Source organism: Streptomyces sp. NPDC054932, from assembly GCF_053610205.1.
In genome coordinates this window covers 29,293-51,002 of the sequence record NZ_JBSGXU010000042.1, presented here as the reverse complement: position 1 = coordinate 51,002, position 21,710 = coordinate 29,293, and the positions used below count along the sequence as shown (strand labels likewise).

22 protein-coding genes and 1 tRNA gene are annotated in these 21,710 nt (G+C 72.2%); 10 read left to right on the top strand and 13 right to left on the bottom strand.

Features of this window, described 5'->3' with window-relative positions; all coding sequences use genetic code 11:
• The 5 genes from ACWGE1_RS14795 to ACWGE1_RS14775 all read right to left on the bottom strand — a co-directional run.
• A partial coding sequence (locus ACWGE1_RS14795; RefSeq protein ID WP_453420886.1) for an amidohydrolase family protein occupies positions 1–809 on the bottom strand: 809 nt, incomplete at its 3' end.
• A gap of 47 nt (positions 810–856) precedes the next feature.
• Complete coding sequence (ureA, locus tag ACWGE1_RS14790; RefSeq protein ID WP_453420882.1) at positions 857–1,567, bottom strand: urease subunit gamma; 711 nt, start codon at positions 1,565–1,567, stop codon at positions 857–859.
• A 579-nt stretch (positions 1,568–2,146) separates the two neighbouring features.
• Positions 2,147–2,728 carry a TetR/AcrR family transcriptional regulator gene (locus ACWGE1_RS14785; RefSeq protein WP_453420881.1) on the bottom strand — a complete coding sequence of 194 codons (582 nt, stop codon included), beginning with the start codon at positions 2,726–2,728 and terminating at the stop codon, positions 2,147–2,149.
• 122 nt (positions 2,729–2,850) lie between these two features.
• Entirely contained in the window at positions 2,851–4,020 is a 1,170-nt protein-coding gene (locus ACWGE1_RS14780) for an agmatine deiminase family protein (protein ID WP_453420880.1), read from the bottom strand.
• A 115-nt stretch (positions 4,021–4,135) separates the two neighbouring features.
• On the bottom strand, positions 4,136–5,803 hold the full coding sequence (locus tag ACWGE1_RS14775; RefSeq protein WP_453420879.1) for a serine/threonine-protein kinase: 1,668 nt from the start codon (positions 5,801–5,803) through the stop codon (positions 4,136–4,138).
• A 114-nt stretch (positions 5,804–5,917) separates the two neighbouring features.
• Between ACWGE1_RS14775 and ACWGE1_RS14770 the strand changes: the two genes are divergently transcribed.
• From ACWGE1_RS14770 to ACWGE1_RS14740, 7 genes are all read left to right on the top strand, one after another.
• Complete coding sequence (locus ACWGE1_RS14770) at positions 5,918–6,523, top strand: TetR/AcrR family transcriptional regulator (RefSeq protein WP_453420878.1); 606 nt, start codon at positions 5,918–5,920, stop codon at positions 6,521–6,523.
• A gap of 189 nt (positions 6,524–6,712) precedes the next feature.
• On the top strand, positions 6,713–7,870 hold the full coding sequence (locus ACWGE1_RS14765; RefSeq protein WP_453420877.1) for an agmatine deiminase family protein: 1,158 nt from the start codon (positions 6,713–6,715) through the stop codon (positions 7,868–7,870).
• A 30-nt stretch (positions 7,871–7,900) separates the two neighbouring features.
• Positions 7,901–8,782 (top strand): DUF4436 domain-containing protein, encoded by an 882-nt coding sequence (locus tag ACWGE1_RS14760; RefSeq protein WP_453420876.1) that lies wholly within the window; start codon positions 7,901–7,903, stop codon positions 8,780–8,782.
• Positions 8,783–8,901: 119 nt separating this feature from the next.
• A complete protein-coding gene (locus tag ACWGE1_RS14755) occupies positions 8,902–9,594 on the top strand; it encodes a pentapeptide repeat-containing protein (protein WP_453420875.1) in 693 nt (230 codons plus the stop codon).
• A gap of 53 nt (positions 9,595–9,647) precedes the next feature.
• Positions 9,648–10,313: a hypothetical protein gene (locus ACWGE1_RS14750; protein ID WP_453420874.1), complete on the top strand. Its 666-nt coding sequence runs from the start codon at positions 9,648–9,650 to the stop codon at positions 10,311–10,313.
• A gap of 84 nt (positions 10,314–10,397) precedes the next feature.
• A complete protein-coding gene (locus ACWGE1_RS14745) occupies positions 10,398–10,859 on the top strand; it encodes a hypothetical protein (RefSeq protein WP_453420873.1) in 462 nt (153 codons plus the stop codon).
• A gap of 257 nt (positions 10,860–11,116) precedes the next feature.
• Positions 11,117–11,908, top strand: coding sequence for a hypothetical protein (locus ACWGE1_RS14740; protein ID WP_453420872.1), 792 nt, complete (start codon positions 11,117–11,119; stop codon positions 11,906–11,908).
• 101 nt (positions 11,909–12,009) lie between these two features.
• Here the strand turns inward: ACWGE1_RS14740 and ACWGE1_RS14735 are convergent.
• Positions 12,010–12,083, bottom strand: a tRNA-Pro gene (locus ACWGE1_RS14735).
• Positions 12,084–12,192: 109 nt separating this feature from the next.
• On the opposite strand from ACWGE1_RS14735, the gene ACWGE1_RS14730 reads away from it, so the two are divergent.
• Positions 12,193–12,684 (top strand): DUF309 domain-containing protein, encoded by a 492-nt coding sequence (locus tag ACWGE1_RS14730; protein ID WP_453420871.1) that lies wholly within the window; start codon positions 12,193–12,195, stop codon positions 12,682–12,684.
• On the opposite strand, the gene ACWGE1_RS14725 is transcribed toward ACWGE1_RS14730, so the two are convergent.
• From ACWGE1_RS14725 to ACWGE1_RS14710, 4 genes are read right to left on the bottom strand one after another with little or no spacing between them, the layout of a single operon-like run.
• On the bottom strand, positions 12,681–13,073 hold the full coding sequence (locus ACWGE1_RS14725; RefSeq protein WP_453420870.1) for a VOC family protein: 393 nt from the start codon (positions 13,071–13,073) through the stop codon (positions 12,681–12,683). The genes ACWGE1_RS14730 and ACWGE1_RS14725 overlap by 4 nt on opposite strands.
• Positions 13,074–13,077: 4 nt before the next feature.
• On the bottom strand, positions 13,078–13,734 hold the full coding sequence (locus ACWGE1_RS14720) for a LutC/YkgG family protein (protein ID WP_453420869.1): 657 nt from the start codon (positions 13,732–13,734) through the stop codon (positions 13,078–13,080).
• Positions 13,731–15,209, bottom strand: coding sequence for a lactate utilization protein B (locus ACWGE1_RS14715; protein WP_453420868.1), 1,479 nt, complete (start codon positions 15,207–15,209; stop codon positions 13,731–13,733). The genes ACWGE1_RS14720 and ACWGE1_RS14715 overlap by 4 nt, the downstream gene beginning before the upstream one ends.
• The gene (locus ACWGE1_RS14710; protein WP_453420867.1) at positions 15,206–15,961 is read right to left on the bottom strand and encodes a (Fe-S)-binding protein; all 756 of its coding nucleotides are present in this window, start codon (positions 15,959–15,961) and stop codon (positions 15,206–15,208) included. Before ACWGE1_RS14710 ends, ACWGE1_RS14715 begins: the two co-directional genes overlap by 4 nt.
• 18 nt (positions 15,962–15,979) lie before the next feature.
• Between ACWGE1_RS14710 and cobF the strand changes: the two genes are divergently transcribed.
• Positions 15,980–16,732: a precorrin-6A synthase (deacetylating) gene (gene cobF / locus ACWGE1_RS14705; protein ID WP_453420866.1), complete on the top strand. Its 753-nt coding sequence runs from the start codon at positions 15,980–15,982 to the stop codon at positions 16,730–16,732.
• Here the strand turns inward: cobF and ACWGE1_RS14700 are convergent.
• Together ACWGE1_RS14700 and ACWGE1_RS14695 are read right to left on the bottom strand one after the other, a co-directional pair.
• On the bottom strand, positions 16,719–17,909 hold the full coding sequence (locus ACWGE1_RS14700) for an aminotransferase class V-fold PLP-dependent enzyme (RefSeq protein WP_453420865.1): 1,191 nt from the start codon (positions 17,907–17,909) through the stop codon (positions 16,719–16,721). The two genes, cobF and ACWGE1_RS14700, sit on opposite strands and share 14 nt — an antisense overlap.
• A gap of 232 nt (positions 17,910–18,141) precedes the next feature.
• Positions 18,142–19,809: a glycoside hydrolase family 71 protein gene (locus ACWGE1_RS14695; RefSeq protein WP_453420864.1), complete on the bottom strand. Its 1,668-nt coding sequence runs from the start codon at positions 19,807–19,809 to the stop codon at positions 18,142–18,144.
• A 423-nt stretch (positions 19,810–20,232) separates the two neighbouring features.
• Between ACWGE1_RS14695 and ACWGE1_RS14690 the strand changes: the two genes are divergently transcribed.
• A complete protein-coding gene (locus ACWGE1_RS14690) occupies positions 20,233–20,694 on the top strand; it encodes a hypothetical protein (protein ID WP_453420863.1) in 462 nt (153 codons plus the stop codon).
• A 123-nt stretch (positions 20,695–20,817) separates the two neighbouring features.
• Here ACWGE1_RS14690 and ACWGE1_RS14685 read toward each other — a convergent pair whose 3' ends face one another.
• Positions 20,818–21,594 (bottom strand): hypothetical protein, encoded by a 777-nt coding sequence (locus ACWGE1_RS14685; protein WP_453420862.1) that lies wholly within the window; start codon positions 21,592–21,594, stop codon positions 20,818–20,820.
• Positions 21,595–21,710: the final 116 nt, after the last annotated feature.

Sequence of the window (21,710 nt, the reverse complement as noted above, 5' to 3'; positions counted from 1 at the left end):
CCCTCGATGTGGAAGGCATGGATGGTCCGCCCCTCCAGCACCCGCAGGGTGTCCTCCACCGAGAGACACTCGTTCAGACCGTCACTGTGCAGAGCCACCTGCACATCGAACTCCTCCGCCACCCGCAGCGCCGTGTCCAGCGCCCGGGTATGGGCCCCGAGGTCCTCGTGCACCTTGAACCCGGACGCACCGCCCTCGGCCAGGGCCTCCACGAGGGGAGCATCGTTCGAGGAGGAACCGCGGGCCAGGAACCCGATGTTGACCGGCCAGGCGTCGAAGGCGTTGAACCCGTGCTTGAGGGCCCAGGGCGAGTTGACGCCGACACCCCAACTCGGCCCGATCTCCTGGCCGATGATCGTGGTCACGCCGCTCGCGAGGGATGCCTCCATGATGCGTGGGGAGAGCAGGTGGACGTGGGTGTCGACGGCGCCGGCGGTGGCGATCAGCCCCTCGCCCGACACGATCGTCGTACCGGTGCCGACGACCACGTCGACGCCGTCGAGCGTGTCGGGATTACCGGCCCGGCCGATCGCATGGATCCGGCCCTCACGGATACCGATCGACACCTTCCGGATGCCGAGCACGGCATCGATGACCAGCACATTGCTGATCACGACGTCGCACGTCCCGCGGACCGCGGCCGCCTTCAGGTGCAGACCGTCACGCGCCGTCTTCCCGAAACCGGCCAGGAACTCGTCCCCCGGCCTCTGGGCGTCCGACTCCACCCGGACGGTCAGCCCCGAATCCCCGAGCCGCACCCGGTCCCCCGCCCGCGGACCGAACACGGCCGCGTACTCGTGCGGATCGATGTGCCGACTGCCCGGCGCACAGTGCGCGCTGTGCGGAATCTTCTTGCTCACGACCGGTCTCCGTCCTGGTGGTCGGCACTGACGCCGAGGTAGCCGCAGGCCGCGGCGCGCCGAAGGGCCTCTTCCTTGGCCCCGGGCGCATCCAGGGGCCCGTCGACCAGTCCCGCGAAGCCGATCGCGATGCGGTCGCCGCCGACCGGGACCAGGCCCACCTCGACGGTGGCTCCGGGATCGAAGCGGGTGGACGAACCGGCGGCGACGGCCAGCCGCAGCCCGTAGGCCGCGGCCCGGTCGAAGTCGAGCCGCGGGTTCGCCTCGAAGAAGTGGAAGTGCGAGGTCACGCTCACCGGCACGGCGGCGGTGTTGCGCACGCTGAGGACGACGACCGGTTCCGGCGCGGTGACGGTGTCCGAGGCGGGCAGGACCGCGCCCGGCGCCGAGTCGTCGCGCTCCAGGGCGCCGAAGGGCTCACTGATCGCGGCCAGCCGGGTGCCGTCCTCGAAGACGGCCTCGACCTGGATCTCGGTGACGATGTCGACGACCCCGGGGAGCACGTCGTCCGGCCCGAGGACACTACGGCCCCGCTCGAGGGCGTCGGCGAGGCGCATGCCGTCGCGCGCCGCCTCGCACACCGTGTCCGCGATCAGCGCGGTCGCCTCCGGGACGTTGAGCCGCAGACCGCGGGCGTGCCGGGCCCGTGCCAGTTCGGCCGCGGTGAAGAGGAGCAGCCGGTCGCGTTCGGTGGGGGTCAGGGACATGACGTCCCCCGGCCGTCCCGTCCGGCGTCCGGGCCGGTCGAAACCATCATGATCATTCCTTCCTCCGGAAGGCGGGCGAGGGTAAGGCCGGGGCCGGGGCATCGCCGTCCGGATGTGTGGTGCGCGAGGCGGCGGCCGAGGGCCGGTGGCGCGCCGGGGGACGCCTCAGGAGTGCGTCGAGGAGTGCGGGCCGGGCACGGACCGTGCGGTGGCACGGGCCGGCCGGCGGTCCGGAGGGCGGAAGGTTCGGTCCGCCCTGCTCGGAATCCTCACTCTGGCATTGACTGAAAATTCAGTCAAGAGCCTGAACGGGGTCGGGTCCGCAAGGAATCACAGGGGAAGCTCAGGCGGCTCGCAGGAGGCCCTCAGGGGTCACGGAGGAGCCGAGCGGGGGCCTGCGCGGCAGGAGGGAAACCGGGGGTGAGGGAGAACGGGCGGAACAGGCGGGACGGCGCCGGGGCGGAGTCGGCGACCGGGGCAGGACGCGGCGGGCCCGGACGCGGCGGGGGCCGGGCAAGGCGGCCGGGGACCACGGGCCGGGCCGCGGGGCGTCTCCGCTCCCGCTCCCCCGTACGTCCGTCAGCCCTGCCGGAGCCCCGCCAGCTCGGCGTCGATGGCGCCCCGCATCAGCTCACGGGCATGGCCGATCTTGATGCCGCCGCTCAGCCAGCGCATGCTCAGGCCCTCGAGCAGGGCCGTGAGCCGCTCGGCGGCAGCGGCGAGCGCGGAGGCCGGCGTCATCGGCTGGACCTGGCCCAGCAGCGCGGCCACCTCCTGCACCCACACCAGCGTGGCCCGTGCGAGGTCCTCGCGCAGGACCTCGTCGAAGACGGCGCTCGCCCGCAGTTCACCCCAGGCCGAGCTGTTCTCCCGTACCTCCACGGTGTCCTGGAGTTCCAGCAGGAGGGTCTCCTCCAGCTCTTCGCGCGGGGTGAGCGGCGGGTCGTCCGGATCCCGGTCGGTGGTGTAGCGCTCCGCCCGGTCGTTGATGAACTCGAGCGTCTGGCGCAGGACGCCCGTACGGTCCTTGAAGTGGTAATAGATCAGGGCGGTGGAGACTCCGGCCTCGGCCGCGAGTTCCTCCACGCGCAGCCCGCGTACACCGCGCCGGGCGATGACCCGGGCGGCGGCTTCGAGGATCTGAGTACTACGAGACGCCATGCTCCGCACCCTACCGGGGTGATCGGGCGCGTACGTACGCGGCCCGTCACCAGGAGTGCCGGCCGGCGCGCGGGCCGCCCCGGCGGGCGGTACCGGCCGCGCCGGCCCGGGCGGCCCTGCCATCAGGCGGCCGGCGGCACGGCCGGGTGCGACTGGGTGGCGCAGTGGATTCCGCCGCCGCCGGAGGCGATGCCGTCGATGGGGAGCTGCTCCACCCGGTGGCCCGGATAGGCGTCCTGGAGGATGGCGCGGGCGACGCCGTCGGCAGGGCCGTCGCCGAACTGGGGCGCGATGACCGCGCCGTTCGCCGTGTAGTAGTTGGTGTAGCTCGACAGGAACTCCTCGCCCCGGCCGCGGATCTCACGCCGGTCCGGTCCCGGCAGCTCGGTGATGGCCAGGCGGCGGCCGAGGGCGTCGGTGGCGCTCTGCAGGGCCCGCTTGGTCTCCTCGTAGACGGCGACCCACTTCTTGTCCGCGCCGGGACCGGGCTTGTCGAGGATGACGCGGCCCGGGGAGACGAAGCGGGCCAGGCAGTCGATATGACAGTCGGTGATGTCCTGACCCGCGAGGCCCGGCACCCAGATGACCTTGGAAATACCGAGTGCCGTCTTCATGGCCTGCTCGACCTGAGCCTGGCTCATGCCCGGGTTCCGGTTGGCGTTCACCATCGAGCTGACGGTGACCAGCAGGGTTCCCTCGCCGTCGGTCTCCAGCGAGCCGCCCTCGCCGACGAAGCCCGCCCGGATCCGGTTCACCTCGTACTCGGCGAGGAGCGTGCGGGCCGCCGCCGCGTCGTTGGCGAAGGACTGGGCGTACGAGGTACCGGCCTTGCCCCAGCCGTTGAAGTTGGTGTCCACGCCGGCCACGGCACCCGGGGCCACGACGAAGGTGGGGCCGAAGTCCCGGATCCAGAGGTCGTCGTTGGGGATGTCGATGACCTGGATGCCGTAGTAGGCGCCCATGCCGCACTGGTAGCGGGCCTCGGCGACCTGGCCGGGGCGGGCCAGGACCACGACGGGCTCGTAGCGCGATATCGCGTGCGCCACCTCGGCGATGTCCCGGCGTACCGCTCCGAGGCCGTTGCCCCACACCGACGAGAGGGCCGGCCAGGCCATGTACGTACGGACGTGCCGGTCCGTCTCGGCGGGCATGCGGAGGGTGCCGGTGCCGTTCTGTGCGGCCGAGGCCGACTGCGCCAGGGACGGGAGGGCGGAGCCGAGGGCCGCGAGCGGCAGGGCCGCCGCGCCGAACTGGAGGACCCGGCGACGGGACGTGCGGGGGTTCAGATCCATGGGGACTCCCTGATGAGGAGGGGCAGGATGTCTGGCATCCTCGCGTTAACTGAAAATTCAGTCAACCCTTCCGATGTGTTGCCCTGCCTCACCATCACGGTTCCGCTTCCGGGGATCAGCTCTTGCGGAAGTGCTCGACGGCGATCGTGACGGAGCCTGTCGAGGTCGCCTCGACGAGCCGCACGATCACCACTTCCCGCTGGTCAGGACTTCGCACGCAGAAGGGGCGCTCCTTCGCGAGCACCTTGAAGGGCAGGGCCGTCACCGGCCGGGTCTCGATCCCCCGCGCGCAGTCGTCGGGGGTCAGATCTCCGCTTCCGTCGGCGACGAAGGCATCGGACTCCTCGGACAACAGGAACGCGCCGGAGTCGCGTGCGAGGTACCAGGCGGCCGTCTCGACGGGGACCACCTTCCCCGCGCGCAGGTCGAACTCGTAACCGGAATCCGGTGCGGTGAGCTCGTCCTGTGTGTATCCGGGGACGTACGCGGAGGCCGTCGGCCGGGACGGGCCGGTCGCCGGTTCCCCGGCGGAACCGTCCGCGTCCTCCTCGGGGAAGCCGAACCAGTAGGCGGCTCCGCCGCAGGCCAGCACGGTCGCGGCGGCCAGGGCGACCACCGGCAGGCGCCGCCGTCCGCCCCGCTGGGCCCGGCGCGCCGGGCCGGGCGGGGCGGACGGGGCGGACGCGGGGACCGGGGCGGGTGCGGGGACCGACGCGGCCGGATTCGGATTCGGGCTCGGGCTCGCGGCGTAGGACATGGTCCCGCCGGGCCCGGACGCGGCGGGGGCCGGGGCGGAGGCGGCGGGGTACGCGGCCGCGGCCATGGTCGCCTGCAGGTGCTCCGGTACACCGGCCGGACCCGCCCGGCCGGTGTCCGCCCTCCCCCCGACCTCCTCCAGCACCGGCCGCGGCAGCCAGCCGTCGGTGAACTCCGGCCGCGGACCCACGAGGGGGTGCGCGTGGACGGCCGCGATCAGATCGGCGGTCGTGGGACGGTCCTGCGGACGCTTGGCGAGGCACCACGACAGCAGGTCGTGCAGCTCGTGCGGGATCCGGCCGAGGTCCGGGTGCTCGTGGACCACGCGGTACAGGGCGCCGGACTCCGGCCCGTTCCCGAAGGGCGGAACCCCGCCCGCGACGAAGCCGGCCAGCGCCCCGAGCGCGAAGACGTCGGTCGCGGAGGTCACCGGATGACCCAGCGCCTGCTCCGGCGCCATGAACGCGGCGGTGCCGATGCGCAGGCCCACGCCGGTGAGGGCGGCGGCGTCGGCGGCACGCGCGATGCCGAAGTCGATCACCCGCGGTCCGTCCCCCGCGATCAGCACGTTGGCCGGCTTGAGGTCCCGGTGGACCACGCCCACCCGGTGGATCTCCTGGAGCGCCTCGGCGATGCCCGCGACGAGCAGCAGCACGGTACGCACGGGCAGCGGCCCGTGCCGCTGCACCACCTGGTGCAGCGAGGGACCGGGCACGTAGGCCGTGGCGAGCCACGGGGTCCGGTCGTCCTCGCCCGAGTCGACGACCTGCGCCGTGAAGAGACCGTGGATCCGGCGGGCGCTCGCCACCTCCTGGGCGAAGCGCTCGCGGAACTCGGGATCGGCGGCGAACTCGCGCCGGACGGCCTTCAGCGCGATGGGCCTGCCGCCCGGCGTGTACGCCAGGTAGACCACCCCCATGCCGCCGGCACCGAGCCGGGCGTGGAGGCGGTAGCCACCGATCTCGTGGGGGTCTTCGGCGGACAGGGCCGTGAGGGCGGACTGTACGCCGGGAGGCTGAGCGAACATGGGTGGCTCTTTCAACGATGCGGCAATGACCTGGGGCGCATCGTGCCGCTAACTAAAGTTTCAGTCAATGTGTGACAATGCGAGACGCACACCGCCAGAAGGGAGGATCACCCAGTGTCGGATCGCAGAAGGGCCATCCTGGAGGGCGCCGCCCGGGTCATCGCACGGCGTGGGGTCCGGGGGCTCCGGGTCAGCGACCTGTCGGCCGAGGCCGGCGTGTCGACCGCCCTCATCTACTACCACTTCGAGAACCGGACCGGCATCCTGCGCCACGCCCTGGCCTTCATCAGCGACCGGGCCGACCGCTACACCGGCGCCGCGGACGGCGTGGGCGCCGCGCCCGCCACCACGGACCCGCGCCGGCTCCTGGAGCGCATCCTGCTGCTCGAATTCCAGGACCTGCCCGAGGTGCGGGAGAACAGTACGGCCTGGGGAGAGCTGCGGGCCCACGCGATCTTCGACCCGGAACTGCGCGACGAGCTCGCGGCGGCCGGCGCGGCCTGGGCGGAGGAGGTCGCCGGCCTGCTGGCCGCCCTGTGTCCGGCCGCACCCCCCACCGCCGTCACCGCGACCGCCGAGCGGCTGACCGCCCTCCTGGAGGGGCTGAGCGGCCGCTGGCTCAGCGGCCTGCTCCCGCTGGGGCACGCGCGCGACCTGATGCGCGAGGCGATCGGAGTCGAGATCGACCGGCTCGGTTCCCTCGATTCCCTCGATGCGTAAATTGACTGAATTTCCAGTCAATGCCACAGTGGACTGCATCCGGTCGCACCACTTTCCCGTGCGTACCGGCTGTTTCCGGTGCAAAGCATGCACCCTTTGAGTAGGGCGCGGCCCGCGGGCCTGTGCAAGCCTCCGTGCCCGCCCTGGCCTGGCGCCCCTCGCTCCGCCAGCACACGATCGGAGTCACCCGTGTCGTTCACTCCCCCCACCCGCCGGACCGTCCTCCGTACCCTCGCCGGTATCGGCGCCGCCGTCTTCGGCGCCGCGGCCTGCGGCCCCGCCGAATCCGGCGCACAGTCCGGAGCAAGCGGTTCCCCCCAGCCCGGTGGGGACGGGAAGCGCCGGTTCGGCGCCGAGTGGGAGAGCCACACCCGCACCTTCATGTCCTGGCCGGCCCTCGCATCGGTGTGGGAGCAGGACCTGCCCTACGTACGCGAGGACATCGCGCGGATCGCGCGGGCCGTCGGCGACTACGAAGAAGTGATCATGATGGCGCGGCCCGACCAGGTGGCCGCGGCCCAGAAGGCCGTCGGATCCCAGGTCGAGGTGATCCCCCTGGCCGTCGACGACCTGTGGGCCCGCGACACCGTCCCCGTGTTCGTCGAGGAGGGCGCCAAGGTCGTCGGCGTCGACTTCAACTTCAACGGCTGGGGCAGCAAGCAGGAGCACACGAACGACTCCCAGGTCGGACGCCTGCTGCTGGAGAAGTACCGGATCCCCCGGGTCCAGGCCCCGCTCGTCGCCGAGGGCGGTTCCTTCGAGACCGACGGCGAGGGCACGCTGATGGTCACCGAGAGCTCGATCGTCAACGACAACCGCAACAAGGGGAAGTCCCGGGACACCATCGAGGCCGAGCTCAAGCAGACCCTCGGCGTCCAGAAGGTCATCTGGCTGGCCGGCGTACGCGGCGAGGACATCACCGACGCGCACGTGGACAGCCTCGTACGGTTCACCGCCCCCGGTGTGGTCCTGCTGGACCGCGCCCACCCCAGCACCCCGCCGGACTCCTGGTCCCGCTCCGCCGACCAGGCGAAGTCCGTCCTGTCGAAGGCGACGGACGCCCGCGGCCGCCGTTTCGAGGTCATCGACCTGCCGCAGCCCGACCTGAACCGGATCACGGGCGAGGGTGACGACTTCGTCTCCACCTACGCCAACTTCTATGTCGCCAACGACTCGGTGTTCATGCCCCAGTTCGGGGACCGCAAGGCGGACGACCGCGCCCGCGGCATCCTGCGGGAGCACTTCCCCAAGCGGGACGTCGTCATGGTGAAGATCGACACCATCGCCTCGGGCGGCGGCGGCATCCACTGCTCGACCCACGACCAGCCCGGCAAGCCCGCCGCCTGATCCCCCACAGCCCGCACTACCGGAGCCACCGTGTCCGACTCCCGCCGCCCCGCGCGCCCCGCACGCCCCGCACGCCGCGTCCCGCTGCTGCCGGGCCTGGTCCTGATCGCCATCGTGGCGGCGGTCACCGTCGGAGCGTGGCTCCAGTTCGGGGAACGCCAGGCCCTGGACACGGTGTACACGGCGGGGCGCTCCGACCCGGACCGCATCGACGTCAGCGCCACGATCCAGCGCGTGGATGCCGCCGGCCGCGAAATGACCCTGCGCGTACTGGTCACGCCCCGGGGCGCCCTCGCCGAGCCCGGCGGGGTCTCCCCCGCCGAGGACCTCACCGTCCAGACCTCGACGGCCACCCGGGGCGACCTGACCTTCAAGGCCCACCAGCGCATCTCCACGATGGACGTCCCGGTGGCCCTGACGGGCGGCTCGATCACGGACTACCCGTTCGACGCCTACGGGGCGGACGTCGAGTTCGGAGCGGTGTTCGGCGGCGAGAAGGTCCCGGTCCGCGTCACCCTCTCCAACAACGACGTCCTCTTCTCGGCGGCGGTCGACCCCTCGACCACCCAGGGCATCGCCGTCCTCGACATCCAGCTGGCCCGGTCCAACAGCGTCTTCATCTTCGCGATCTTCATGATGCTCGCCATGTGGGCGCTCGCCGTATCGGTCCTGATCGGCGGCTGGTACCTGGTCACCCGCCGCAAGGGCCTCACCTGGCCCGCCCTCGGCTGGATGGCAGCGACCCTCTTCGCCCTGGCCGCCTTCCGCAACACCGCCCCGGGCGCCCCGCCCATCGGCTGCCTGCTCGACTACATCGCCTTCCTCTGGGCCGAGACGGTCATCGCGTTCTGCCTCATCACGGTGGTCATCACGGGCATCCGCGCCGAACCCCCCACCACCTCGGCGGACTGACCGGGCGGGGTCAAACGCTCGCCGGTCGGGGCGCGTTGCGTTTGCGATCACGTGATCGCAGGCGTAGAGAGGAAGTGAGGCACTTTCTGCCCGGTCCATGCGTATTGGGGATGATCCCCATGCCTGACTCAGGGTGGGCTCTGCTCGGGGTATTGATCCTGCTCGGAATTCTCGGTGCGGCAGGTGCGGCCTTCGCCTGGTGGATGGCCACCAAAGAGCCGGAGCGCGAACCGAAGATCGAGGTGCTCGCCGGTATCGGAGGCGGCTTGATCACCGGGATCGCCGTAGGTGTGTCCGCCCTGTTCCTGGAGCAGGAACTCGAAGAGTCCCAGAAGTACGCTGCGTGGCGCGCCAACGTGGAAATCGCCGCGACCATACCGGGGTTCTCCCCCGGCGATCGCGACATCGCGGGCATCAATTTCAGCGGCAAGTCGCTGCACAACGCGGATCTGACCGGAGTCGATCTGCGGAACGCCCAACTGCGGGACACCGACCTCACAGGGGCGGACCTCACGGACGCCGATCTGCAGGGCGCGAACCTGATCGGAGCCAACTTCTACCAAGCGAATCTGACGGGCGCTCACCTCGACAGGGCCGCACTCCAGAGCGCGAACCTCACCCACGCGGTCATCGACAGCGAGGGCACCAACTTCCACGGAGCGTCGGTCGACGCGCACACCTGCTGGCCCGTCGGCGTTGTCCAGGAGAAGATCGACTCGGTGATCGTCACGAACGACGGTCCGGACCCCTTCCACGGTGGGGAGAAGGCCCCCGACTGCTCCCTGTGGAAGGACGGAAACCGGCTGCGGTGAACGCGAAACCGGGCTCTGGCGCAGGTTCCGTGGTGAGACCCTAAAGTTGCGGCATGCACGACTCCCCCTGGTTCGAGACCGAGGACGAGGAGGACGAACCCTGGGATTTCTCGGAGGACGAGTCCGTCTTCGTCAGAGCCCTCCAGACCCGCGCCGCATCGTGGCGCGTGCCGTGGGCCTACAACAGCGTCCAACGCATGGAGGACGACTCGGCGCTGCTGGTCCATGTCTCTCCTTCTGACAGGCAGCGCACCACGCTTGGCGTATGGGCGGTGCACTTCCACGGCACGCACGTGCGAGCCGGCCAGGTCGTGGACCAGCTCTTCAGCCTCGACCGGATACCCGAGCTACAGGCAACGGGGCCGGCAGAGGAACTCGCAGATGTGTGTGCGACCTGGTTCGAAACCCTGCTCGACAGGCCGGTCAGCCGCACCGAGTGGCTTCACATGGGGCAGGAGAACGCCAGCACCTGGAGCTTCGCCGACTCGGGAGAGGTCCTGGTCGCCTCAGGCCCCCTCTTCCCGTCCTTCGATGCCTCCGCCGGAGGGTGGTCGTACCTTTCCCCTCGCACACGCCACGACCGCTGCACGCTCGTCCGCGGCGCCACACAACGACAGGAAGGCCCTCACTCCCCGCTCTGCCCGTTCGATCCGGAGACCGCCGACCCACATACGCACCGGAACTGGCCATGGCCCTTCGGCTCCCGTCACAAGGGCTGAGCCGGAGCCCGAAACCAGCACCGGAGGCTCCGGGTTCGCCGACCCGGTGCCGCCGGTCCACGGGTGGTGGCAGGATGCCCGGTCATGACAACGAGAGATGCCAGCGACGAGGCGTACGTCGTCGGGTTGTGCGAGCGGATCCTCGGGGAGGACGCCCTGACGCAGCACAGGTTCGACTGGCTGCTCGGCGATCCCGGGTCGGGAGGCCGCCGGGTCCGACTGCCGGTCGACGCCTACTGGCCGGGCCATCAGCTGGTGGTCGAGTACCGCGAACTGCAGCACGACCGGCCGATGCCCCACTTCGACAAGCCGCACCGCCTCACCGTCAGCGGTGTCCACCGCGGCGAGCAGCGCGCCCTGTACGACGCCCGGCGCGAGGAGCAGATTCCCGCGCACGGGCTGCGACTGGTCCTCATCCGCCCCGCAGACCTGCAGGCGGACGGCCGCGGACGACTGCGCCGCAACGAAGAGGCCGACCTTGCGGCGCTGAGGAAGATCCTGGTTCCCGCCGGTGACGAGGACCGGGCAACCGGGCGTGCCGACTGATCGGCTCCGGGTACCGCGTCGGTCTCGACTTCACCACCGAGGTGTCCTGCGAGGCCCACGCGCCGTGCGCTGCCGCCTCGTTGCAGGAGCCGGACACCGGGCGCCGGAGATCGCACCCCGCCCGCCGTGCCCGGATGCGAGAATTGCGGCTCCTGGCCGGAGAGTGCACCGGCTCGGCGCAGGGCACGAGCACCGGCGAAGCGGGGGTTGGCATGGCGTTGGCGATGTGTCCACTGTGCAGCGACGATGAGGACATCGTGGTGGTCCGCACGTCCGACGGCGGACGTCGGATCGTGAAGCACCGGTGCGGTTATGAATGGGAGCACAGGGAGCCCGTCGTCCCGCAGCGGGACCCGCTGCGCTCCTTCCACGACCTCAAGGCCCGTTTCCCGAACGCCGAGGACGTCGATCGCGAGCAGTTGGAGCGCGTTGCCCGGCTGAAGGAGCAGTACCTCGCGGTCAAACCGGACCTCGACCCCGCCGTGGCGGCCTACTGGTCGAAGTACCAGCAGATCTTCTCCCCCGACGGGCTGTGGACCTGCGCCCCCAGGGCCCTCAAGGACTTCGCCAACTCCGAGGTCGGAGCCCGCCCGGGCAATCAGGCCACCTTCAACTCCGCGTGGAACGACATGGGCGAGGCCGCGGCTGCGGATGCGACCCGCCAGACGATCGAGTACCTCCTGCGCGGACCTTCCGACCTGCCGCTCGAAGACCGGCTCCAGCACCTGCTGTCCGGCAGCAAGCCGTTCGCCATGACCGGCTTCAAGGAAGCCCTCCTCACGAGGGTCCTCTGCGTGACGGACCCCGCCCGCTTCCTGACGATCCTGAAGTACACGACCGAGGCCGGCGGCAAGCGCGAGATCGCGCGGATGGTCTACGGCCTGGAGCTGCCGTCCCCCGAGTCGGTGAACTGGACCCGCGGCCGGCTCATCCTGTGGAGCAACGACCTCCTGCTCGGCCTCGCGGGCGAGGGCTTCGCCAACCGACAGCACGCCGCCGCGTTCCTGTGGTGGGCCAAGGACCGGCCCGGAGTGCGACGGGCATCCTGACCAGGTTCCGTCGGGCGTCGGGCAGGCCCGCGTCCACGGACGCACGAAAGGCCGCCCTCTCACGGATGAGAGAACGGCCTCCGACCTGCGTTTCCGCACAGTCGGGACGACAGGATTTGAACCTGCGACCCCTTGACCCCCAGTCAAGTGCGCTACCAAGCTGCGCCACGTCCCGATGTACCTTCGACCTGCGGGTTTCCCCGTGCTCGGCGGCACAAGAAGAACATTACCCCACGCCGAGGGGTGTGCATGCACGGGTAATCGGCGAGGGGCAGGATGGGGTGGTGGACGCACGGGATCGGGACGTTGACGGGCGGGCGCGCAGTGCGCGGCCCAGGGATGGGCTGGGGCGGCCGCTGGCCTACGGCGCGTCCGGGGTGGAGCGGCAGCCCGAGGGGGTGGTGCGGTCGGCCGGGGAGACCGTGCGGGAGGCGCAGCGGTTGCTGGACGCCGGGATGCCGTTCCACGCGCACGAGGTGTTCGAGGATGCCTGGAAGTCGGGGCCCGAGGCCGCTGCCCCGCTCTGGCGGGGGCTCGCACAGCTCGCGGTCGGGTTGACGCACGCCGCACGCGGCAATGCGGTCGGCGGGGCGCGGCTGCTGCGGCGCGGGGCCGCCGGGATCGAGGGGCTGGACGGGGGGCCGTACGGGATCGACGTGCCGGGCCTGGTCCGGTGGGCCGGGGAGCTGGCCGGCCGGGTGGAGGGCGACGGCCCGGCCGTCGATGCCGCGCGGGAGGCGCCGAGGCTGGACGGCGGCGCCCGGGAGCGCCCCTAGCCGGCCGGCTGGAGGAGGTCCCAGCGGTTGCCGTACAGGTCTTCGAAGACGGCGACGGAGCCGTAGGGCTCGTGGCGCGGCTCCTCCAGGAAGTGCACGCCCTCGGCGGTCATGCGGGCGTGGTCGCGGGCGAAGTCGTCGGTGTACAGGAAGTGGCCGACGCGGCCGCCCGTCTGGTCGCCGACCCGGACGCGCTGGGCCTCGTCCTTGGCGCGGGCCAGCAGCAGGGCGGATTCGGTGGCGCCGGGCGGGCGGACCACGACCCAGCGGGAGCCGTCCGGGCGGGCGGTGTCCTCGGCGAGGTCGAAGCCGAGGGCGCGGGTGTAGAAGTCGATGGCCTCGTCGTAGTCGCGGACGAGGAGTGCCGTGAGGGCGATGTGCGATGGCATGCCCTCATTGTGTGCCAACGAGGACCACCTCCAGGGTGCGGGGGCCGTGGACGCCCTCCACCCGGTCGAGTTCGATGTCGCTGGTGGCCGAGGGCCCGGAGATCCAGGTCAGGGGGCGGGTCGGGTCGAGGAGCGGCAGGGCCTGCGGTACGGAGTCCACCACTTGGTCCGGGACGCGGACCACGCAGATGTGGTGGTCCGGGATCAGGGTGATGCGGCGCCGGCCCTGGTCCGGTCCGGCGTCGAGGACGATCGTGCCGGTCTCGGCGACGGCCAGGGCGCAGCCGGTGACCACGCTGTCGACCCGGTCCAGTTCGTGCGCGGTGGAGGAGGCCCGGTCGGGGACACGGGTGGGAACACGGGTGGGGTCCGCGGCCGGGAGCCAGTGCGGGGGCAGCCCGGGCGGGACCAGCACCGACCGTGCGCCCCGCTCGGCGAGCAGCCGCGCGAGCAGCACGGGCAGGCGCTGCTCGTCCGTGCGGTGGACGACGGCCCGGTACTCGGCGAGGTGGGCCGCGAGCAGGTCCACCCGCTCCTGCGGTGTGCGCGTGCCGTGCACGCGGAGGTAGTCCCGCACGATCCCGGGGTCGGGGCCCGCCGCGGGCGCCGCGGGGGCCACGGCCCGCCGGATCCGGCCCAGGATGCGGTCCTTGCTGCTCACTGTGCGTTCCCCCGTTCTCGTGCCCACCAGTCGCGGAAGGACTCCGCCGGTACGGTGGGCAGTTCGCGGCTGTCGGTCCAGGCCCGCCCCGCTCCGGGGAGCCGGCGGGGCGCCAGGCGCCGGGCCCGGGCCAGCAGGCGCTCGCCCGCGCGCAGGGCGGCCGGGTGGTCCAGGAGCAGCCGGGCGGCGCGCATGGCGGCCCGTTCGGCGGTGTGGCCGTCCGCGGGGCGGAGCGTGACCCGGATGCCGTCGCGGGTCACCGGGCCGCCCTGGGCCACCCGCTCGCGGAGGTGGACGAGGACCTCGGGGATGTCGATGGCGACCGGGCAGACCTCGTAGCAGGCCCCGCACAGGGTGGAGGCGTAGGGCAGCGAGGCGTCGATCCCGCTGCCGGTTCCTCGGAGTTGGGGGCTGAGGATCGCGCCGATGGGGCCGGGGTAGACGGATCCGTAGGCGTGCCCGCCGGCCCGTTCGTAGACGGGGCAGACGTTGAGGCAGGCTGAGCAGCGGATGCAGCGCAGGGCCTGCCGACCGGTCTCGTCGGCGAGGGTGTCGGTGCGGCCGTTGTCGAGGAGGACGAGGTGGAAGGCGGAGGGCCCGTCGCCGTCCGTGGTCCCGGTCCACATGGTGGTGTACGGGTTCATCCGCTCGGCCGTCGAGGAGCGCGGCAGCGTCTGGAGGAAGATCTCCAGGTCGCGGAAGGTCGGGACGACCTTCTCGATGCCGACGACGGAGATCAGGGTGTCGGGCAGGGTCAGGCACATCCGGCCGTTCCCCTCGGACTCCAGGACGACCATCGTGCCGGTCTCGGCGACCATGAAGTTGGCCCCGGACACGGCGACCTTGGCGCGCAGGAACTTCTCGCGCAGGTGCAGGCGCGCCGCCTCGGCGAGTTCCCGCGGGTCGTCGCCGAGCGGGTCGGGCGCCGGGCGGCCCCAATTTCCCATCTCGGTACGGAAGATGTCGCGGATCTCGGCACGGTTGCGGTGGATGGCCGGGACCAGGATGTGGGAGGGGCGGTCGTGGCCGAGCTGCACGATGAGCTCGGCGAGGTCGGTCTCGCAGGCGGCGATCCCGGCGGCCTCCAGAGCCTCGTTGAGCCCGATCTCCTGCGTGGCCATCGACTTGACCTTGACGACCTCGCGCTCGCCGGTCGCGCGGACCAGGTCCGTGACGATCCGGTTGGCCTCGTCCGCGTCGGCGGCCCAGTGGACGGTGCCGCCGGCCGCCGTGACCGCTTCCTCCAACTGGAGCAGGTAGTGGTCGAGATGGCGCAGCGTGTGGTCCTTGACGGCCCGGCCGGCCGCGCGCAGCCGGTCCCAGTCCTCCAGTTCGGCGACGGCCCGCGCGCGCTTGTCCCGGATGGTGTGGGTGGCGCGGCGGAGGTTGGCACGCAGCACCCCGTCCCGTACGGCTTCGCGGGCCGCGGCCGGAAAGGCGGGCATGCCCAGGTACGTGTCCGTCGGCCCGGTCATCGCGCGGGTTCCTCCTCGGTCGCGGCCAGGATCTCGGCGAGGTGCAGGGTCCGCAGCGGGCTGTCCGCGCGGCGCAGCAGGCCGTCGAGGTGGGCGAGGCAGGAGTTGTCGGCGCCGCACAGCACCCGGGCGCCGGTGCCGGCCGCGGCCGCGATCTTGTCGGTGCCCATGGCGGTCGAGACGTCCGGGTTCTTGACGGCGAAGGTGCCTCCGAAGCCGCAGCACTCCTCGGCGCCCGGCAGCTCGACCAGGTCCAAGCCCTTGACCGCGGCCAGCAGCCGCCGCGGCCGGTCCCCGAGCGCCAGGCCGCGCAGGCCGTGGCAGGAGGGGTGGTAGGTGACGGTGTGCGGGAAGTACGCGCCGACGTCGGTCACTCCGAGTACGTCAACCAGGAACTCGGTGAGCTCGTACACGCGCGGTGCGAGCGAGGCGGCCGCCTCGGCGAGCTCGCCGCCGCGCCCCTCCGCCGCCGCCTTTTGGCCGATGCGCGGGTAGTGCTCGCGGATCATCGCGGCGCAGGATCCGGAGGGGGTGACCACGTACTCGTGTCCCGCGAAGGCCTGGGCGGTGCGCCGCACCAGGGGTTCGGTCTCGTGCCGGTAGCCGGTGTTGTACTGCGGCTGCCCGCAGCAGCTCTGGGCCGCCGGGAAGTCCACCTCGACGCCGAGCCGCTCCAGGAGGCGTACGACGGCGATGCCGGTCCGCGGGTACAGCGCGTCATTGACGCAGGTGACGAACAGGGCGGCTCGCATGATGGGCACAATAGCCCGGTGAAGAAGTTCTCAGTGATCGGTATCGGCGCGGGCGACCCTGACCATCTGACCCTCCAGGCGGTCAGGGCGATCGGCGCGGCGGACGCATTCCTCATTCTGGAGAAGGGCGAGGAGAAGGCGGATCTGACCGGGCTGCGGCGCGCGATGCTCGACGCGCACGCCCGCCCCGGCCACCGGCTGGTGGAGGGCCGCGACCCGGACCGGGACCGGACCCCCGCCGACTACACCCCGACGGTGGACGGCTGGCGCAGCGCGCGGGCCGGGCTCTTCGAGCGGTTCATCGCGGAGGACCTGGCGGACGGCGAGACCGGGGCGTTCCTGGTCTGGGGCGATCCCTCCCTCTACGACTCCACGCTCGCGATCCTCGACGAGGTTCTGGAGCGCGGCCGGGTGGCCTTCGAGCACGAGGTCGTGCCCGGCATCAGCAGCATCTCGGCGCTGCTGGCCCGGCACCGGACCAATCTGAACCGGGTCGGGCGCCCGGTCCAGATCACCACGGGCCGCCGGCTGGCCGAGGGCTGGCCGGACGACGTGGACGACGTGGTGGTGATGCTGGACGCGCGGCACGCCTTCACCGCCCACCTGGACCAGGACCTCTTCATCTACTGGGGCGCCTACGTGGGCACCCCGGACGAGATCCTGGTCTCGGGCAAGCTGGCGGAGGTCGCCGGGCGGATCGAGGAGCTGCGCACCGAGGCCCGCGCCCGCAAGGGCTGGATCATGGACACGTACCTGCTCAGGCGCGGCTGAGGCAGGACGGGAGGGCGGCGGCGAGGCGTTCGTACTCCTCGGGGCGGTTGTAGATCTGGCCGCAGACGCGGATGCCGCCGCCGCCCGGCCAGGGCCAGATCAGTACGCGGATGCCCTGCTCGGCCGCGATCAGCTCGCGCAGTTCGCGGGCCCGGTCGGGGGTCTCGGCGACGCCGGGCGGCAGGCGCAGGGTGCGCATGGCGAGGGCCTCGCCGTGCGGGAGCGGGGTGATCCCGGGGAGTTCGGCGAGCAGGGCCGCTCCATGGGCGGCCAGCGCGCTGTTGTGGGCCCGGACCTTGGCCGCGTCGAGGCGTTCGAGCAGGTCCAGCCCGTCCGGGGCGGCGAGCCAGCCGGTGTAGTCGGCGGTGGCGCGGTTCTCGACGGAGCGGGGGAATCCGTGCTGGTCCTCCCAGGACGGTACGAGCGCCCGGATCCGGCGGCGGTGCTGCGGGGCGACGGCGAGGACCGCGCTGCCGGAGGGCGCGTAGCCCCACTTGTGGAGGTTGCCGAACCAGAAGTCGGCGCCGCCCGCGAGGGGGTCGGCGAGCATGCCCGGGGCGTGGGCTCCGTCGACGACGGTGGTGACCCCGCGTTCGCGCAGGTCCGCGAGGAGCCGTGGGGAGGCGATGATCCGGGCGGTGGGCGAGCTGACGTGATCGAGTACGGCCACCCGTGTACGGGGGGTCAGCGCGGCCAGCACGGTCTCCCGTACGGCGTCCTCGTCAGGAAGCCGCGGATCCAGGTTGACGGTGGTGACCGGGGCGCGGCGGGCGGCTGCGGCGACCACGGTGCCGTAGCCGTGGTCGGTGACCAGGATCTCGTCGCCGTCGGCGAGCGGGACGGCGTCCAGGGCGAGGTTGGCGCCCTCGGTGGCGTTGGCGATGAAGGCGATCCCGTCGGGGTCGGCGCCGAGGTGCCCGGCGATCCGGGCGCGGGCGGCGGCGAGGCGGTCCGGGACGGCGATGAAGAAGGCGTCGGGGTCGGCGTGCGCCTCGGCGCGGAGCGCGGCCTGGGTCTCCTGGACGGGGACGGGGACCGCGCCGAAGGAGCCGTGGTTCAGATGGGCGACGCGGGGGTCCAGGTGGAACAGGGCGGGCCCGCCGGGGAACTCGCCGGCGGGTCCGGCGGGAAGCCCGGCCGGTCGATCGGCACCGGCGGGACGTATCGGGTCGGTCACTGCTCCTCCGGGGATGCGGGGCTGTTCTCCCCCGGATCATCTCCCGCCGCCACCGATGCCGGTAGACCGCCGCCGCGGGCCCGGCGCCCGTGTGCGAGCGGCTGGCCGTACGGCCGCGCGGCGAGGTCGGCGATCCCGGCCGCGCCCTCCACGGGCGCGGGCCCCGGACCGGCCGGTGTGCACCCGCTCGGCCGCCCGGGTGACGTGCGTCGGGTGTCGCCGTGCCGGGGGTTCAGTTCTCCCGTCCGCTGGTCGCCGCGTAGTACTGGAGGTCCTGCACCTCCACCCTGTGGTCCGCGCGGTACGGCAGATCGACCTGCACCCCTGTCTTTCCGGCCCGTACGACCTGGGCCGAGCTGGTGCCGGCCTTCAGCGGCAGCAGCTGCGAGTGGATCCCGGCGGGGGCCTCGTGGCTGCCCCGGACGGTTCCGACGGTGGTGCGGACGGCTGCGGGTCCGGTGAGGAAGCTGAGCACCTCCACCTTGTCCCGGGGCGGTGCGCTGCCCTTGCGCAGGGACATCACGAGTGACTGGTCGCCCGTCGGGTCGGCGTCCGCGAACTGTGTGCGCGCGGAGAGGTAGAGGGTGTCGCGGACGATCTTCGGCCAGCTGCCCGTCTTGAACCTGGTCAGGTAGTACGAGGTGAGGTCCAGGTACGCGTGGCCGTTGTGCAGGGAGGGGGCGAACTGGCTGCCTTCCGAGTAGTCGTTCCAGGTGGTGAGCTGCACCCAGTCGGCGCCGTCCTCGATGGCGCGCGTCCAGGTGGAGCGCAGGGTCGCGGTGTTGCCCGCCTCATCGTAGATGCCCTGGTTGGGGCGGGCGTCCTGGACGGACACGGGCTGCATCCAGATCTTGCCCATGTCGTGGGCCCGCCGGACGTCGCGCGTGGAGCTCTCCTGGCCGACGTAGCTGCGGCTGCCCCACTCGGAGAAGCCGTGGCTGATCGGGGCGAACTCGCCGCTGTGGGCGCCGAAGTCGAGGAAGAGCGGGACGAAGGCGGTGCGGATGCCGTGCCTGGACTTGAGGAGGGCGATGGCCTCGGTCCACCAGGCCACGCTCTTCTCCTCCGCCTTGAAGGGGGAGACCACGAGCCGGCCGTCGGGGAGCCTGTGTGCGGCGGAGGCGTCGGCGAGCGTGGCGATCGCGTCCGCGAGCACCGCGGGGTCGTCGGTCTTCAGCGAGGTCATGTCCGGCATCAGCATGATCTTGAAGGCCGGGTCCACCGAGCGGGCCGCCGCCATCAGCAGGTTGCAGCGGTCCCAGTTCCTGCCGGAGAGGGAGAGCAGGTCGAGGGTGAAGCCGTCGATGCCCGCCGCGCGGGCCGTGCGCACCTCCTGCTGGAGGTTGGCGTACTCCCAGTCGCCGCTCTTCGGGGGCACGGGCAGCGGCCGGTCGCGCAGCAGGCCGCCGTACCGCCCGTGCTTGCCGCTCTCGCCGTCGGGGTTGAGGTAGTTGCGGGTGTAGTAGTCCCTGTCCGCGGCCGCGTTGTCGAGGGAGAGCGGGTATGGGGTGAAGTAGTGGGCGAACACCAGCTTCTTGCCCGCTTCGCCGGTGCGCAGGTCGGCAGGCCGGGGCATGTCGAAGGGCAGGGCGCCGGTGGGGCGTTCGGCCCCGGAGTCCATCGCGCCCTCGGGGTTGCCCTTGGCGGCCGCGCCGCGGGTGGGCGCCGGGGGCTCGGCGGGTTGCGCGGTGGCCTCGCCGGGTGCGCCGGGCGCTGCTGCGGTTGCGGCGGAGGACGGGAGACCGGCGCCGGGGGCCGAAGCCCCTTGCGCGGAAACCTCGTTGCGGGGGTCCCAGGCGATTCCGGTGGCCGTGCAGACACCGACCAGGAAGAAGGCGGAGAGCAGCAGGGCGAGCAGTGGCCTGCGTCCCCGGACGGCCGGTCGGCGCCGGTGCGACACGGGACCGGCGCTTCGGCCGGTGCGCTGTGCCCGCCGTGCCGTACGACGCTGTGCTCGCCGGTCCGTTCGCCGGTCCGCTGTCATTCTGGTCCCTCCCGCGAATATGCCCCCGATGGGGGCTGCACAGCAGTAGAGCCCATGACCCGGCTCCCCGACAACCGTTCCCGGGCACGAGGGTTCGGGTACGTACGTCACACCGATGACGGGAACTACGCCGCCCGTCCGGCGCGGCGCGCGAGGTCCCGACCTGGGCTGCAGCGAAGCCGTTCGTCGGAATGCGACATTCCCCTAGCCTTACGGCACAAGTGGCGCATAATCGTCGTCACGCGGCGCGAAGAAACCCTGTTGCCGCGCTTGGTCACGCATGCAATGGGGGGCATCGTGCCGATGAGGGAATCCGGGGCCATGGGGGAAGCCGGGTCGATGAGGGAAAAAGGGTCGACCGGAACGCTGCCGGCGACGTCCGCCGAGATGTCCCGGCTGCTCACCGCCGTCCGCCGGGGGCGCGTGCTGACCGTGGCGGGAGCGTTCCGCGAGCCGCGGAGCCTGCTGGTGCGGGAGATCGCGCGGCGGATCTCGTCCAACTTCTACGACGGGGTGGCCGTCGTCGCCATGAACCCGCTCCACGGCGGCTACGGCGTCCGCGAACTGACGGCCGAACTGGGCTCCGTACCCGGTATGCCCGCACGCTCCTGCGGCACGGCGAACGCCGCCTCGTGGCTGGCGGAACGCGACATGCTGCTGGTCCTGGACGGCGCGGAGCAGCTCGGCCCGGACGCCCTGGCCTGGCTGCGGAACCTGCTGGCCGTGGCACCGGGATTACGGATCCTGGCGGCCGGTCGCTCCCCGCTGGCCTTCGAACAGGAACGCATCCACCGGCTGTGATCCACGGGCTCCGGGCCTCCTTGCGCCCGCCGCGGACCGCACTGTTCCCGTCACCCGGGCGGCACACCGCCGCCACAGCCCCGCCACGGCGCTGCAACGGCGCTGCCACACTCCGGTTCTACGTCAGCCCAGCTGTCGGCTGAGCCTGCGCCACACCGGGGCCGGGCATCGGCCCTGCGGCCGGGACTTGAGGAACATCCCGTAGTCGACCCGGCGCGGCGGCCGACCGTACTCCACCCAGTGGGCGCGGCCGGATGCCTTGTCCCAGCCGTCATTCGGTATCCGGATGTGGTCGGTGCGCCCGTCCTTGTCCTTGGTGGTGATCTGGGCGACCTCCGCATGACCGGGGTGGACGGCCAGCACCACGCAGTAGTGCCGCAGCTGCCGGGCCGGGTCCTCGCGCAGCGGCACCATGGCCAGCCAGATCTCTCCCGGTGCCGGCGGGCGGGCGGCGGCGGTGGCGACCGGGCCGCCGCGGGAGGCGTCCCAGCGGCGGACCGCCACGACGAAGGCGAGCGCCACCAGCCCGGCGGCCATGCTCTCGGCCGTGGCCCGGACGTTCCACACCGGGTGGTCCCCGATCCGGCCCTCCGTCCACCACAGCGCCCCGGCCACGAGAGCGAGCAGGGCCGCCGCCCGGGCCGGGACCAGCCACCATACGAAGGCCCGGCGCCGGCTCGCGAACAGTGCGAGCAGCAGGGCCACGACGACCGGGACGGCATGGACGATCAGGTACTGGCCGAAGCCGTGCAACTGCTGCGGCGGAGTCTGTTCCGCCAGCAGGTCGGGCAGCGCGAGCGGCACCGCCAGCAGATAGCCGACCGTGGGCAGCACGAACGTCACGAGCAGGAGCCCCGCGCATCCGATACCGGCGCAGGACGTGTCGGAACGGCGTGCCACAGAACCCCCAGAGCGCTTCGGTACAGTCCCGGCCGGCCCGCGGCGGGGCGCCCGGCACGCCCCCGGGTCACCGATCCCGAACGCTAGCGCAGGGTCCACTCCCGGGCCAGCAGGCC